General features: G+C 69.3%; 13 protein-coding genes. 7 read left to right on the top strand and 6 right to left on the bottom strand.

What is annotated here, in order from left to right:
* Positions 1-91: 91 nt before the first annotated feature.
* Both ACQP1V_RS00500 and ACQP1V_RS00495 read right to left on the bottom strand, forming a co-directional pair.
* On the bottom strand, positions 92-748 hold the full coding sequence (locus tag ACQP1V_RS00500) for a response regulator (RefSeq protein ID WP_387417130.1): 657 nt from the start codon (positions 746-748) through the stop codon (positions 92-94).
* 4 nt (positions 749-752) lie between these two features.
* Positions 753-1,799, bottom strand: a complete 1,047-nt coding sequence (locus ACQP1V_RS00495) for a sensor histidine kinase (RefSeq protein WP_387417131.1) — start codon at positions 1,797-1,799, stop codon at positions 753-755.
* A 298-nt stretch (positions 1,800-2,097) separates the two neighbouring features.
* Here ACQP1V_RS00495 and ACQP1V_RS00490 point away from each other — a divergent pair, with 298 nt between their 5' ends.
* The 3 genes from ACQP1V_RS00490 to ACQP1V_RS00480 all read left to right on the top strand — a co-directional run bounded on the left by ACQP1V_RS00490 (position 2,098) and on the right by ACQP1V_RS00480 (position 4,560).
* Complete coding sequence (locus ACQP1V_RS00490) at positions 2,098-2,370, top strand: hypothetical protein (RefSeq protein ID WP_387417132.1); 273 nt, start codon at positions 2,098-2,100, stop codon at positions 2,368-2,370.
* A 52-nt stretch (positions 2,371-2,422) separates the two neighbouring features.
* Positions 2,423-2,881: a CBS domain-containing protein gene (locus ACQP1V_RS00485; protein WP_433417646.1), complete on the top strand. Its 459-nt coding sequence runs from the start codon at positions 2,423-2,425 to the stop codon at positions 2,879-2,881.
* A 392-nt stretch (positions 2,882-3,273) separates the two neighbouring features.
* Positions 3,274-4,560: an SLC13 family permease gene (locus tag ACQP1V_RS00480; RefSeq protein WP_067138264.1), complete on the top strand. Its 1,287-nt coding sequence runs from the start codon at positions 3,274-3,276 to the stop codon at positions 4,558-4,560.
* Positions 4,561-4,641: 81 nt separating this feature from the next.
* On the opposite strand, the gene ACQP1V_RS00475 is transcribed toward ACQP1V_RS00480, so the two are convergent.
* Positions 4,642-5,244, bottom strand: a complete 603-nt coding sequence (locus tag ACQP1V_RS00475; protein WP_387417134.1) for a TetR/AcrR family transcriptional regulator — start codon at positions 5,242-5,244, stop codon at positions 4,642-4,644.
* A gap of 150 nt (positions 5,245-5,394) precedes the next feature.
* Here ACQP1V_RS00475 and ACQP1V_RS00470 point away from each other — a divergent pair, with 150 nt between their 5' ends.
* The gene (locus ACQP1V_RS00470; protein ID WP_387417149.1) at positions 5,395-6,927 is read left to right on the top strand and encodes an MDR family MFS transporter; all 1,533 of its coding nucleotides are present in this window, start codon (positions 5,395-5,397) and stop codon (positions 6,925-6,927) included.
* 163 nt (positions 6,928-7,090) lie between these two features.
* Here the strand turns inward: ACQP1V_RS00470 and ACQP1V_RS00465 are convergent, their stop codons facing one another.
* The 3 genes from ACQP1V_RS00465 to ACQP1V_RS00455 all read right to left on the bottom strand — a co-directional run bounded on the left by ACQP1V_RS00465 (position 7,091) and on the right by ACQP1V_RS00455 (position 8,873).
* Positions 7,091-7,306, bottom strand: coding sequence for a hypothetical protein (locus ACQP1V_RS00465; RefSeq protein ID WP_387417135.1), 216 nt, complete (start codon positions 7,304-7,306; stop codon positions 7,091-7,093).
* 61 nt (positions 7,307-7,367) lie between these two features.
* On the bottom strand, positions 7,368-7,976 hold the full coding sequence (locus tag ACQP1V_RS00460; RefSeq protein ID WP_433417643.1) for a hypothetical protein: 609 nt from the start codon (positions 7,974-7,976) through the stop codon (positions 7,368-7,370).
* A gap of 69 nt (positions 7,977-8,045) precedes the next feature.
* Entirely contained in the window at positions 8,046-8,873 is an 828-nt protein-coding gene (locus tag ACQP1V_RS00455) for a DUF72 domain-containing protein (protein WP_433417640.1), read from the bottom strand.
* Positions 8,874-9,052: 179 nt separating this feature from the next.
* Between ACQP1V_RS00455 and kstD the strand changes: the two genes are divergently transcribed.
* The 3 genes from kstD to ACQP1V_RS00440 all read left to right on the top strand — a co-directional run bounded on the left by kstD (position 9,053) and on the right by ACQP1V_RS00440 (position 12,486).
* On the top strand, positions 9,053-10,825 hold the full coding sequence (gene kstD / locus ACQP1V_RS00450) for a 3-oxosteroid 1-dehydrogenase (protein ID WP_433417638.1): 1,773 nt from the start codon (positions 9,053-9,055) through the stop codon (positions 10,823-10,825).
* A gap of 216 nt (positions 10,826-11,041) precedes the next feature.
* Entirely contained in the window at positions 11,042-11,659 is a 618-nt protein-coding gene (locus ACQP1V_RS00445) for a maleylpyruvate isomerase N-terminal domain-containing protein (protein WP_433417635.1), read from the top strand.
* Positions 11,660-11,751: 92 nt separating this feature from the next.
* Entirely contained in the window at positions 11,752-12,486 is a 735-nt protein-coding gene (locus tag ACQP1V_RS00440; RefSeq protein WP_433417632.1) for a class I SAM-dependent methyltransferase, read from the top strand.
* The last annotated feature ends 23 nt before the right edge of the window (positions 12,487-12,509 follow it).

Genomic DNA, 12,509 nt, shown 5'->3' with positions numbered 1-12,509 from the left:
CGCCCAAAGGCATAGAGGGTTGAGGATATCAGCGCTCCCCTCGGTTTGTCGTCGTCTTGTTCTCGGTTTTCCTTCTCGGTTTTTCGTCCCCTCAGGGCTCGACCAGCCCGGCCCGGATGGCGTACTTGGTCAGTTCGAGCCGGTCGCGCATGCCGAGCTTCTGCAGGATGTTGGCGCGGTGCCGGTCGACGGTCTTCACGCTGATGACGAGGGTCTCCGCGATCTCCCTGGAGGAGTGTCCCTCGGCGATCAGCTTGACGATCTCCTCCTCGCGCGGCGTCAGGATGCTGTCCGGCATGGCCTCACCCTGCCGGTCGCGCTGCAGGTAGTCGCGGATCAGCGCGGCGACCGCGCCCGGATAGAGGAACGGCTCTCCGCGCATGGCCGCCCGGCACGCCTCCAGCAGGTCGCGGTCGGCGACCGACTTCAGCACGTAGCCGGACGCGCCCGCCTTGAGCGACTCGAAGAAGTACTGCTCGTTGTCGTACATCGACAGCATCAGGATGCGGATGCCGGGGGCGCGCCGGGAGATCTCGCGCGCCGCCTGGATCCCGGTCATACGCGGCATCGCGATGTCCAGGATCGCCAGGTCGACCTCCTCCTCGGAGGCGCGTTCGACCGCCTCGGCGCCGTCGGCAGCCTCCGCGACGACCGTGAGGTCGGGCTCCGCGTCGATGATCAGCCGAAGGCCCTGGCGGACCAGCGCGTGGTCGTCCGCCAGCAGGATCCGGGTCGTGGGCGTGTCCACCGGGTCAACTCCGTTTCGCCGTGATTTCTGTCGTTTTTTCCATCGAGACGGGGACGACGAGCCGTATCTCCGTGCCTTCCCCGGGAGGCGAGGTGACGGTCAGCGACGCGCCGACGAGCAGCGCCCGCTCGCGCATGCCCCGGATGCCCGCGCCCTCCTGGAGCACCCCGCCCCGGCCATTGTCGGCGACGCGCAGAACCACGGCGCCGGGCTCGGCCGTCAGCGACAACTCCACCCGGGTGGCCCCGGCGTGCCGGGTCACGTTCGTCAGGCTCTCCTGGGTGATCCGGTAGATGACGAGCTCGACGTCCCCGGACAGGGCGGGCAGGTCGGGATCCGTTCTGCGCGCCACCGACAGCTTGCTGACCTGGGCGACGTCCGTCGCCAGCGAGCTGAGAGCGCTGAGCAGGCCCAGATCCTCCAGGACACCGGGCCGCAGCCGGCGGGCGATCTGCCGTACCTCGTCCAGGCTGGACCGGACCGTCTCCTGGACGGCGTGCAGGTCGTCGCGCAGGTCCTCCGGCGCGCGGTCGATGGCGCGCTTGAGCCCGAGCAACACGACCGTGAGGGTCTGGCCGATCTCGTCGTGCAGTTCCCTGGCGATGCGGCCGCGCTCGGCCTCCTGCGCCGCCAGCGCGTGCGCGCTGCTGGTGCTGTGCTCGGCCTCCAGACGGTCCAGCATGGCGTTGAAGGTCTCGACCAGGTGGGTCAGGTCGCCGGTGCCGCGCAGCGCGAGCCGGTCGCCGCTGGAGCGCAGCAGATCGACCCGCTGCATCAGCGTCGCCAGCGCGCCGAGCGGCGCCAGGCTCGCCCGCAGCAGCACCGCGTTCGCGCCGAGGATCAGCGCCAGCCCGACCGTCAGGACCGGCACCTCTTTCAGCAGGACCGGGGACGAGACGGTGGCCGGGGAGACCGCGAGGATCAGCGTGCCCGCGGTGAAGACCAAGCCGTTGATCATGAAGAGCCGCCAGAACAGCGTGCGCGGGGCCCTCCACCGCGAGCGGGACGCCTGGGGCGGCCCGCCCGTCTGCCGGTCGGCGAGATTGCTCATACCCCCACCGTGGTGGCGGCGAGGAGTGTTTGTCCATCCGGCCCGTCGCGTATCCGCGCGCGGGCCCGCGCCCTCCCATCTGCGATTTCTACATGCCGTCCCCCACTCAGGATGGGTGCTGGACCCGATGGCGGCCGGGGCTGCCCGCGGCAAGACTTGAGGCGGCGGGTGCCCGGGCTCCCGTCGCCACGCCCCGGATCCCCGACGCGGGGCCGATGGCAGAGAGGAGAGCGATGACTTCAGCGGGCTGACGTCACCCCGGCCACCAGCAGGGACGAGGAACGGAGACACAACGGAAATGGACATCACCCGCACCACCGTCCCCGGCGTCGGCGTGCTGCACCATTGCGGGACGCGCGCCGGCCAGCGATTCGGCGTCATGGTCGACGACGCCGAGCGGCGCTCACTGCTGATCTACGAACCCTCGGGCGACCCGGATGTGCCGAGGCAGACCATCATCATGGACCGGGACGAGGCCGACCAGATCGCCGCGATCCTGAGCGACCGGTCCGTCTCCGACCGGCTCGCCGAACTTGAGCGGCGGCTCGCCGAGCTCACGGAGAAGTCATGACCGGCCCGTACGGCGACGGCGGCCGGAGAAGGAAAGACGACGGGACGGTGACATGCGGGCACACGACATAGCGGTACAACTGCCGACGGTCACCGTCGGCGACCCGGTGACCAGGGCGGTCCGGGTGATGACCCTCGGCCGGCTGCCGGGGCTCATCGTCGTGGACGGCATGGGCCGCCCACGCGTGGTGCTGCCCGGGACGCAGGTGCTCCGTCTGGCGGTCCCGCGGACGTACCAGGAGGATCCGGCCCTCGCCCGGACGGTGGACGAGGCGCACGCCGACATCTTCTGGCAGGAGCTCGGCGCCCGCACGGTGGGCGACTGCCTGCCGTCGCAGTCGCTCCGGCCGGTGATCGTGCCCCTGAACGCGACGCTCCTTGAGGTGGCGGCCGTGATGGCGTCCATGCGCAGCCCCCTGGTGGCGGTGGTGGACCGCTCGGGCGTGCTCGCCGGGGCGATCACGCTGGACGGGTTGCTCACCGGCATGGCCGTCTCGGACTCGGACGGCTGACCCGCGCCGCCTCAACCCGCGATCCCCAAGCTGTTCACCCCTGCTCTCACTTTGAATCCCTGAAAACACCGCCACCCAGGCGTCGACGGCGTCGCCCTGGGGCGTTCGCGCGCGTCCGGGCCTTGCCCACGACCGGTCCCCGTGGTCCGGCATGGTCCGGCTCGGCCCGGCGCGCCGCCCGCTGACGGCCGTTCTCCGCTCGCGTACGGACTCACGCCGCGCCGTGAATCGGCGGCGCGGTGGGTGGCGCATGTCCGCATATCGTTCGGAGGCCTTCTCGTGCACCGCTCTACCGCGTCTTCAGCGTCGTCACTCCGCCCAGCCATACCGACCGCGCGTCCCGCAGCCCGCGCCGCGACCATCGCGCCGGCCGGCCCGCCGGGATGGACCGGATGAGCTCTGTCGCCGCGCTCTCCATCTTCGTCGTCGCGTTCTTCCTCATCGCCACGGAGAAGGTGGACAAGGTCAAAGTCGTGCTCGTCGCGGCGGGGGCGATGGCCGTCCTCGGGCTGATCCCCGGGGCCAAAGTCTTCTTCTCCGAGCACGAGGGCATCGACTGGAACGTCGTCTTCCTGCTCCTCGGCATGATGATCATCGTCGGGATCATCAAGCAGACGGGGTTGTTTGACTTCCTGGCCATCTGGGCGGCCAAGAAGTCACGCGGCCGGCCGTACCGGCTCATGGTGATGCTGATGGTCATCACCGCGGTGGCCTCGCCGTTCCTGGACAACGTCACCACGATCATGCTGGTCGCGCCGGTCACCGTCCTGGTCTGCGACCGGCTGCGCATCCCCGCCCAGCCGTTCCTCATCGCGGAGGTCCTCGCCTCGAACATCGGCGGCGCGGCCACGCTGATCGGCGATCCGCCCAACATCATCATCGGCAGCCGGGCCGGGCTGACGTTCAACGACTTCCTCGTCCACATGACGCCGATCGTCGTTGTGATCTTCGTGGTGTTCGTGCTGCTCACCGGCCTGCTGTTCCGGAAGTCGTTGCGGTACAACCCGGACAACGTGGCGTCGGTGATGGCGCTGCAGGAGCGGCGGGCCATCACCGACCCGCGCCTGCTGGCGCGCTGCCTGGTCGTGCTCGGGCTCGTCATCGCCGGTTTCGGACTGCACGCGGTCGTCCACATCGAGCCCTCGATCGTGGCCCTGGTCGGCGCCGGACTGATGATCATGGTGGCCCGTCCGGATGTCCCGGAGGTGCTCCGCGAGGTCGAGTGGCCCACCCTGGTGTTCTTCATGGGCCTGTTCGTCATGGTCGCCGGGCTCGTCCACACCGGGGTCATCTCGGCCGTGGGCACGTGGGCGATCAGTGCCGTGGGCGACAACTTCTTCGGCGCGGCGACCTCACTGCTGTTCGGCTCGGCCGTGCTCGGCGCGTTCTTCGACAACATCCCGTACGTGGCCACCATGACACCGGTCGTCGAGGGGCTGGTCGCCCAGGCGCCGGACGCGGGCATCGGGCAGGCGCTGTGGTGGGCCTTCGCCCTCGGGGCCGACTTCGGCGGCAACGGCACGGCGGTGGCCGCGAGCGCCAACGTCGTGGCGCTGGGCATCGCGGCCAGGACCGGTCACCGGATCTCGTTCTGGCAGTTCACGAAGTACGGCATCGTCGTCACGATCCTCAGCACCGTGCTGGCCTGGATCTACGTCTGGCTCCGTTACTTCATGTGAGTACGGCGTCCCCGCGCGGCCGGGGCCTCGTTCCCCCAGGGGATCGGGGCCCGTCGGCGTCTCCGGGCGTACGCGTTCCTGTTACCGGAACGGCTGGGCGACCTCGGCGAGGACCTCTTCGGCCAGTTCGAGGAGGCTGCGCGGCTGGGACTCGTCCGACTGACCGTCGATCCAGAGGTTGGCGGCGATGCGGAGGCTCATCAGATACGCGGCCGCCAGGACGCACGGCCGCGAGGCGCCCGGCTCAAGTCCCTCGCGCTCGGCGATGGCCCGCGCCAGCTCCCGCTCGACGCGGATGTGGTTGGCCATCTGCCTGGCCAGCAGAGACGGGTGCTGCTTGACGAGCCTCGTCTGAATCGCCCGCTCGCGGTTGGGCTCGCCCACCTCCGCGTAGAGGCTGCGTGCCGCGCTGAGCAGCGCCTGCCACGTGGGCTCCTCCGCCGGCCGCTCGCGGAACGCCTCCACCAGGGACCAGACGCGGCGCTGCTCGCCGTACAGGAGTGCGTCCTCCTTGCCGGCGAAGTAATTCGAGAACGTGCGCCGAGAGATGTTGGCCGCGTCGGCGATCGCCTCGACGGTGACGTTGTCCAGGCCGTGCTCCATCGTGAGCCGCATGGCGGCCTCGTGGACGGCCTGCCGGGTCTCGGCCTTCTTGCGCTCGCGCAGCCCCACCGTCGTATCCATGTTCCGGCAATCCTAGCGTCCGGGAATATATGCCCACTGAGCAAAGTTGCTCAGTGGGCATATATTATGCGATCGCTCGTATCCCCTCTCCACCTGCTACGGAGGCAGCTCTTGAGCGCGCAGACCGCTTCGCCGCCAGGCCAGACACAGATGACCCATCGGCAGATCTTGGAAGCCCTCAGCGGCCTCCTCCTGGTGCTGTTCGTCGCCATGATCAGCAGCACCATCGTGTCGGTGGCGCTCCCCCAGATCATCGGGGCCCTCAACGGCACGCAGTCGCAGTACACCTGGGTCGTCACCGCCTCCCTGCTCGCGGCGACCGCGTCCACGCCCATCTGGGGCAAGCTCGCCGACCTGTTCAGCAAGAAGACGCTGCTGCAGGTCTCGATCGTGATCTTCCTGCTCGGCTCGCTGGCCTCGGGCTTCGCCCAGAACACCGGGCAGCTCATCGCCTTCCGCGCCTTCCAGGGGCTCGGCATGGGCGCGCTGCAGATCCTCGTCCAGGTCATCATCGCCGCGATGATCCCCCCGAAGGAGCGCGGCAAGTACAACGGCTACCTGGGCGGCGTCATGGCGGTCGCGACCGTCGGCGGCCCGCTGCTCGGCGGCCTGATCGCGGACACCTCCTGGCTCGGCTGGCGGTGGTGCTTCTTCATCGCCGTGCCGTTCACGCTGATCGCGTTCGTCCTGCTGCACAAGACGCTGAAGGTCACGACGGTGCGGCGGCCCGACGCCAAGGTGGACTACGCCGGCGCCACCCTGATCGCCGCGGGCGTCAGCCTCCTGCTCATCTGGGTCACCTTCGTCGGAGGCTCCTTCGACTGGCTGTCGTGGCAGACGGCCGTCATGGTCGGCGGCGCGGTGATCATCCTCGCCCTCGCGGTGTTGGTCGAGTCCCGTGTGAAGGAGCCGGTCGTTCCGCTGCACATCGTGCGGATGCGCACCCCCGCCCTCGCCATCCTGGCCAGCCTCGCCGTGGGCATGGCGATGTTCGGCGGCTCGGTGTTCCTCGGGCAGTACTTCCAGATCGGCCGCGGCTACAGCCCGACCGAGGCGGGCCTGCTCACCATCCCGATGATGTTCGGCGTGCTCGTGTCGTCCACGATCTCAGGGCGGCTCATCTCCCAGAGTGGGCGGATCAAGCCGTACATCGTGACCGGCTCCATCGTGCTCACCGTCGGCTTCCTGTGCCTGTCCACGATCGACCACGAGACGTCGCTCGTGCTCATCGGCGGCTTCATGATGCTGGTCGGCATCGGGGTGGGCATGTCGATGCAGAACCTCGTCCTGGCCATCCAGAACACCGTCCCGCTGCGTGAGCTGGGCGCGGCCAGCGGCGCCATCACGTTCTTCCGCTCACTTGGCGGCACCATCGGCGTCTCGGTCCTGGGCGCGGTCCTCGCCAACCAGGTGGCGACCAACATCGCCGAAGGCCTGGCCAAGATCGGCGTCAAGCCGACCGGCTCCGGGACCGGCAGTCTGAACATCGCGGCCCTGCCCGAGCCGATCAAGGGGATCGTGCGCGCGGCGTACGGCGACGCGACCGGGCACATCTTCCTGATCTCCGCGGGCATCGCGGTGGTCGGCGTCATCGCCGTCCTCTTCCTCAAGCCGGTCAAACTGCGGGAGACCGTGGACCTGTCCGAGGCGACGAAGCAGGAGGAGCCGGCCCCCGCCCGGTGACACATCGGCGGGTGACATCGCCGGCCCCTCGCGTACGGCATGCCGGCTCCGGAGCGGCGGAGGTGCTCCGGCACGGCGCAGGGTGAACGAGCGGCGCAGGGCGTCCCGCACGCGGGGCGCCCTGCGGTCGTCACCCCCCAAGGCCTGCCCGGCGCGGCCTTCCTCATGGCGCCGTGACGGACTCGTCCGCCGGGATCCAGGCGACCGTGACGCCTGCGCGCCGATCTCCGTCGCGGTAGATCTCTCCGGCGTCGCGCCCCTGCGCCCAGCGTCGCGCGTACGGCGGGGCCTCGACCACGACACCGTCGCGTACGACCAGTCCCACGGTGGCGCGGCCGGTGGACCACCAGATGAGGCCGTTCCCGAGGTCGTCCTGCATGGGGCGACCGTACCGCCAGGGTGTGACAAACCGCCCTTATCCCCGTCCCGGCCAGGTTCGGTCAGCTCCAGGTGGCCTGCTTGAGCACGCCGGACAGTTCCGGGGTATTCCAGACGTCCACGATGAGGATCTTCGACGCGGGCAGGAACCACTCCCGCTGCGTGAAGCGCATCGTCTGCCGGGCTCCGTTGTTCGTCACACACCGGTTGGGCCAGGCGGTGTACAGCGCCTTGTGGCCGCGGCCGACCTGGCGCAGACCCGTCGAGCTGGGCTTCTCCCCGGGGTACCAGCTCGTTTTGGCGTTGAAGGGGCAGGGCACCACGCCGCTGAAGGGGTGGAACTGCCACTTGCCGGTATAGGTGAGGGAACCGCCCCCCACAGGGAGGTTGGTGAACGCCTTCGGACCGAACACCCAGAACGACTGGCAGTTCGGCGCGAAAGGCTCCGGATTCGCGCACGTTCCGGTCACGACCACGATGCGGTCACCGTCACGGTGCGCCTTCCAGCCGGACGGGAGCTTCAGGTTCATCCCACGGAACGAGAAGTTACGGCTTCCTGAGGCCGCCGAAGCGGCCGAGGCCGACGAGGCTCCGGTCGCGGCGGAGACGGCGGTGGGAGCGGCCAGTACGGCGACGGCCACCAGGGCGAGGGCGAAAGATCGTTGGACCATGCCCGGAAGCTACCGATCTGCACTTGTCGCTCTCTGAACAACCGGTTGAACGCGAAGTCCGCGCCCTGCTCAGAAGAGGGTCAGCGGCTCGGACGGCATGGGCTCGGGCAGCGGCTCGACCTCGGGCAGCCGCTCCCGCACCTCGTCATGGAAGCGGCGGGCGAGCACCGGCGCGTCGGCGTTGTCGGGGGTGTGGACGAACACCGTCGGCGAACGGCCCTCGCGCAGCCATTCCACGACCGTGTCGATCCAGTGGCCCCAGCCCTCGACCGTGCCGGCCGTGTCGTCCCGGCCGATGTAGCGGACGATCGGACGCTCCGTGAGGGCGGACGAACGGCGCGGCACCCGGGGTTTCTTCGTCCACGCGTCGCGTTCGGCGTCGCTGGTCGGCGGCCGCTGGAAGAGGGCGGTGGTGTCGAACGGGATCCACTCGGCGTCGACGGCGGCGAGGGCCCGTTCGAGAAACCGCGCCGATCGCGCGTCGTCGAAGAACGCGCGGTGGCGAACCTCGACGGCGTACCTGTGCGAGCGGGGGAGTCCGCGGAGAAAGCCCGCCAGGGCGCCGAGGTCGGTCGGGCCGAACGAACCCGGCAGTTGGATCCAGAAGGCATGGTTCCGCGGCCCCAGCGGCTCCATCGTGTCGAGAAACGCGCGGAGCTCCTCGTCGGCGCCGGTGAGGCGGCGCTCGTGGGTGATCGTCTTGGGCAGTTTGATCACGAAGCGGAAGCCGGGGTCGGTCTGCCCGGCCCACGACTCCACCGCGCTCCTCGCCGGCGTCGCGTAGAAGGTCGTGTTGCCCTCCACCGCGTTGCACCACGTCGCGTACGCCCGCAGGCGCTCCCCGGCGGGCAGCGGATGTGGCAGGAGGCGCCCCTGCCAGGACGCATGAGTCCACATCGCACATCCCACGTGAAGCCGCATGGAACCGACGCTATCCGAGATCGGCACCGTTCGTCGTTGACAGCTATACCAACCAAGCGCATGATTGGTCGTCGGCGCCAGATCATGCTCTTGACCAGCAGGTACCCGGACGTGGGGTGCCGCCACGGTCGCTTTCTTACGCGAAGGGTCTCTTCATGCCTGCACACCGTTCTCAACCGACCCGCCGGCAGGTTCTCCGCGGCGCAGCCGCCGCCGGGGCCGGGATCGCGTTCGGCTCACGGCTTCTCGGCAGTGTCGCCGCGCGCGCGGACACCGCCGACGCGCCGGAATACGACGTGGTCGTGGTCGGGGCCGGCGCGGCCGGGATGACCGCGGCGCTGGTCGCGGCCAAACGGGGGCTGAACACGCTGGTCGTCGAGAAAGCGGCCAAATTCGGCGGCTCGGCGGCCCGTTCGGGAGCGGGCATCTGGATTCCGAACAACGAAGTGCTCCTCGCCGCGGGCGTGCCGGACACCCCGGCCAAGGCCGCGGCTTATCTGTCGGCGGTCGTCGGCAGCGAGGTCCCCGCGGATCGGCAGGCCGCGTTTCTCGGCAACGGCCCCGAGATGATCTCGTTCGTCATGCGGAACAGCCCGCTGCGTTTCCGTTTCATGGAGGGCTATTCCGACTACTACCCGGAATTACCCGGCGGCCTGGCGAACGGCCGATCCGTCGAGCCGGACATGTTCGACGGAAACCTCCTCGGCGCGGAACTGGCCAACCTGAATCCCGCGTACATCCCGGTTCCGAACGGACAGGTGGTGTTCAGCGGCGACTACAAATGGCTCAATCTCGCCCTGGTGAACGTCAAGGGCGCGGCCATCGCGCTCGAAACGTACGACCGCTGGCTCAAGGCCGCCGCGCGGGGCATCAAGCCGCTCACCATGGGGCAGTCGCTGGCCGGAGCGCTGCGGGCCGGACTGCTGCAGGCCGGGGTGCCCGTCTGGCTGAACACCCCGCTCGTCGATCTCCGCGTGGACGCGGGCCGTGTCACCGGCGTACTGGTCACCCGCGACGGCACCCAGACCCTCATCCGGGCCAAGTACGGGGTCGTGGTCGCGTCGGGCGGCTTCGAACACAACGGGGAGATGCGCGACCACTACCAGCGGCAGCCCATCGGCACCGACTGGACCGTCGGCGCCTCGTCGAACACCGGGGACGGCATCGCGGCCGGTCTGGCGGCCGGCGCCGAGGTCGCGCTGATGGACGACTCCTGGTGGGGGCCGGTGATCCCGCTGCCCGACGAGCCGTACTTCTGCCTGTCCGAGCGCACCCTCCCGGGCAGCATCATCGTCAACCAGCAAGGGGCGCGGTTCGTGAACGAGGCCGCGCCGTACAGCGACGTGGTCCACGTCATGTACGAGAAGAACGCCACCGCGCCGCACATCCCCGCCTGGATGGTCATCGACCAGAACTACCGGAACCGCTACCTGTTCAAGGATCTCGCGCCGACCCTGCCGTTCCCGGACAAGTGGTACAGCAACGGCGCCCTGGTCCGGTCGAGCACGATCGCGGGCCTGGCAGCCAAGATGGGCGTCCCCGCCGCGGCCCTGCAGAACACGATCACTCGCTTCAACGGCTTCGCACTGAAGGGGAAGGACCCCGACTTCAAACGCGGCGACAGCGCCTACGATCACTACTACACCGACCCGGCGATCCTGCCCAACTCCTGTCTGGCTCCGCTGTGGCTGCCGCCGTTCTACGCTTTCAAGATCGTCCCCGGTGACCTCGGCACGAAGGGCGGCATGGTCACCGACGCCACGGCCCGGGTGCTCTCCCCGTCCGGCGCGGTCATCCCCGGTCTGTACGCGGCCGGGAACGCCAGTGCCGCCGTCATGGGCCACAGCTACGCCGGCGCCGGCTCCACCATCGGCCCCGCCATGACCTTCGGCTACATCGCCGCGAACCACATCGCCAACAACCGCTGATCACCCATCGCGGATGGGACACCCTGTTGACGACACGAACGCCGCTTTCCTCGCCCCGGAAAGCGGCGTTCCTGAATGCCGTGGAGAAATGGGCCGTCGCGACTTTCCGGAGCGTACGCCGCTCTGCCGGAACGGCTCGGCGAATGCTTCGAACCGCTCCGCAGTGCACAATTCTCCCAGCTGAGAGCGTCCGATGCCGTATGCGAGGATGCCGGGATGGACGGAAGAGTTGTGCTCCGGGTGGCCGACGAATGCGCGGGTTTCCTCGACTCGGCGGTGGACCAGGACTGGACGGCCTCGATCCCCGGCATGGAGTGGACGGTCGCCCAGGTGGTGGCGCACATGAGCGAATGCGTCCTGTGGTACTCCATCGACCTGGCCGCGGGCGAGCGGGCGCTCGACACGATGGAGATGCGGGTCCGTCCGGAGTCTGAGGCGATCGACCTCGTCGCCACGCTGAGATCCGCCGCCGGAGTGCTGGCCCGCGTCGTGGACGGCATGCCGCCGGAGTCCCGCGGATGGCACCCCCACGGCCGCGCCGACGCGTCCGGCTTCGCGGCCATGGCCTGTGACGAGATGCTCGTTCACACGGCCGACGCGGGTCACGGCCTCGGTCGCGGGTTCGTCCCCTCAGCGGAACTCAGTGACGCCACCGTGCGCCGCCTGTTCCCGTGGGCCCCCACCGGCACTGATCCGTGGGCGACATTGCTTTGGGCCAACGGCCGCGCCGACCTCCCCGGCCACGAGCGTCAGGTCGGCTGGAAATGGCACTGTGCTCCGCTCGATGAATGGGACGGGGTAAACCCGTCAAAGGCCTCCGATCCGAAGGCATGAATTCGGATAGACGCAATTCTCGTAGGTGAACTGCGCTCGCCTTCGCGTTCAAGGGCCGAGCTGTCGACAACGCGAATTCGGAGGGTCACCGAATGGACTTCGCGTCAGGTGAGGCGCAATGGCGGGCGCGTCTGGGCAAACTCAGAGACGCCGTACGACAGGAACTGGTCACCCGGCAGCTGGAGCCGTACCTTCCGGATCAGCCGGCGCGCGTTCTCGACGTCGGATGCGGGCAGGGAACGCAGACCTTGCGGATGGCGGCGCGGGGGCATCACGTCACCGCGCTGGACTCCTCGCGGGAGATGCTGGCCCTGCTGACCGCCGAGGTCACGCCTGGCATGCGGGTCGACGCGGTGCACGGCTCGGCCACCGAACTGCCCGACGGCCCCTTCGACGTCGTGCTGTGCCATGGCGTGCTGATGTACTTCGACGACCCCGCACCGGTCGTGCGATCGATGGCGAACGTGGTCAGGCCCGGCGGCCTGGTCTCCCTCCTGGTCAGGAACGGCGACACCCTGGCGATGCGGCCGGGTTTGGCGGGCGACTGGGCTCGCGCCTACCAGGCGTTCGACGACATGACCTACGCCAACCGCATCGGCGTCACGGCCCGGGCCGATCGACTGCCGGACCTGCGGTCGCTGCTCGCCGACCACGGGTTGCGGACCGAGGATTGGTACGGCGTACGCGTCTTCACCGATCAGGTGGACGACGTGCCCGTCCCCGAGGATTTCGCAGCTCTACTGGCCTGCGAGGAACGCGCGGGCCGTACCGATCCCTACCGTCAGGTGGCCGCTCTCACGCATCTGATCGCCCGCCGCGACGAGTAGCGATCCCGCACGGCCGGCAACGC

Origin of the sequence: Microtetraspora malaysiensis, from assembly GCF_050947145.1 — a bacterium.
Lineage (GTDB): Bacteria > Actinomycetota > Actinomycetes > Streptosporangiales > Streptosporangiaceae > Microtetraspora_A > Microtetraspora_A malaysiensis.
Note: the sequence above shows the minus strand (reverse complement) of the source record. Positions and strands in the feature narration are given on the sequence as shown.

Bases quoted from the DNA above. Each gene is read 5' to 3' on its own strand.
- ACQP1V_RS00495 (WP_387417131.1), bottom strand. From the start codon at position 1,799: ATGAGCAATCTCGCCGACCGGCAGACGGGCGGGCCGCCCCAGGCGTCC.
- ACQP1V_RS00490 (WP_387417132.1), top strand. From the start codon at position 2,098: ATGGACATCACCCGCACCACCGTCCCCGGCGTCGGCGTGCTGCACCAT.
- ACQP1V_RS00485 (WP_433417646.1), top strand. From the start codon at position 2,423: ATGCGGGCACACGACATAGCGGTACAACTGCCGACGGTCACCGTCGGC.
- ACQP1V_RS00480 (WP_067138264.1), top strand. From the start codon at position 3,274: ATGAGCTCTGTCGCCGCGCTCTCCATCTTCGTCGTCGCGTTCTTCCTC.
- ACQP1V_RS00475 (WP_387417134.1), bottom strand. From the start codon at position 5,244: ATGGATACGACGGTGGGGCTGCGCGAGCGCAAGAAGGCCGAGACCCGG.
- ACQP1V_RS00470 (WP_387417149.1), top strand. From the start codon at position 5,395: ATGACCCATCGGCAGATCTTGGAAGCCCTCAGCGGCCTCCTCCTGGTG.
- ACQP1V_RS00465 (WP_387417135.1), bottom strand. From the start codon at position 7,306: ATGCAGGACGACCTCGGGAACGGCCTCATCTGGTGGTCCACCGGCCGC.
- ACQP1V_RS00460 (WP_433417643.1), bottom strand. From the start codon at position 7,976: ATGGTCCAACGATCTTTCGCCCTCGCCCTGGTGGCCGTCGCCGTACTG.
- ACQP1V_RS00455 (WP_433417640.1), bottom strand. From the start codon at position 8,873: ATGTGGACTCATGCGTCCTGGCAGGGGCGCCTCCTGCCACATCCGCTG.
- kstD (WP_433417638.1), top strand. From the start codon at position 9,053: ATGCCTGCACACCGTTCTCAACCGACCCGCCGGCAGGTTCTCCGCGGC.
- ACQP1V_RS00445 (WP_433417635.1), top strand. From the start codon at position 11,042: ATGGACGGAAGAGTTGTGCTCCGGGTGGCCGACGAATGCGCGGGTTTC.
- ACQP1V_RS00440 (WP_433417632.1), top strand. From the start codon at position 11,752: ATGGACTTCGCGTCAGGTGAGGCGCAATGGCGGGCGCGTCTGGGCAAA.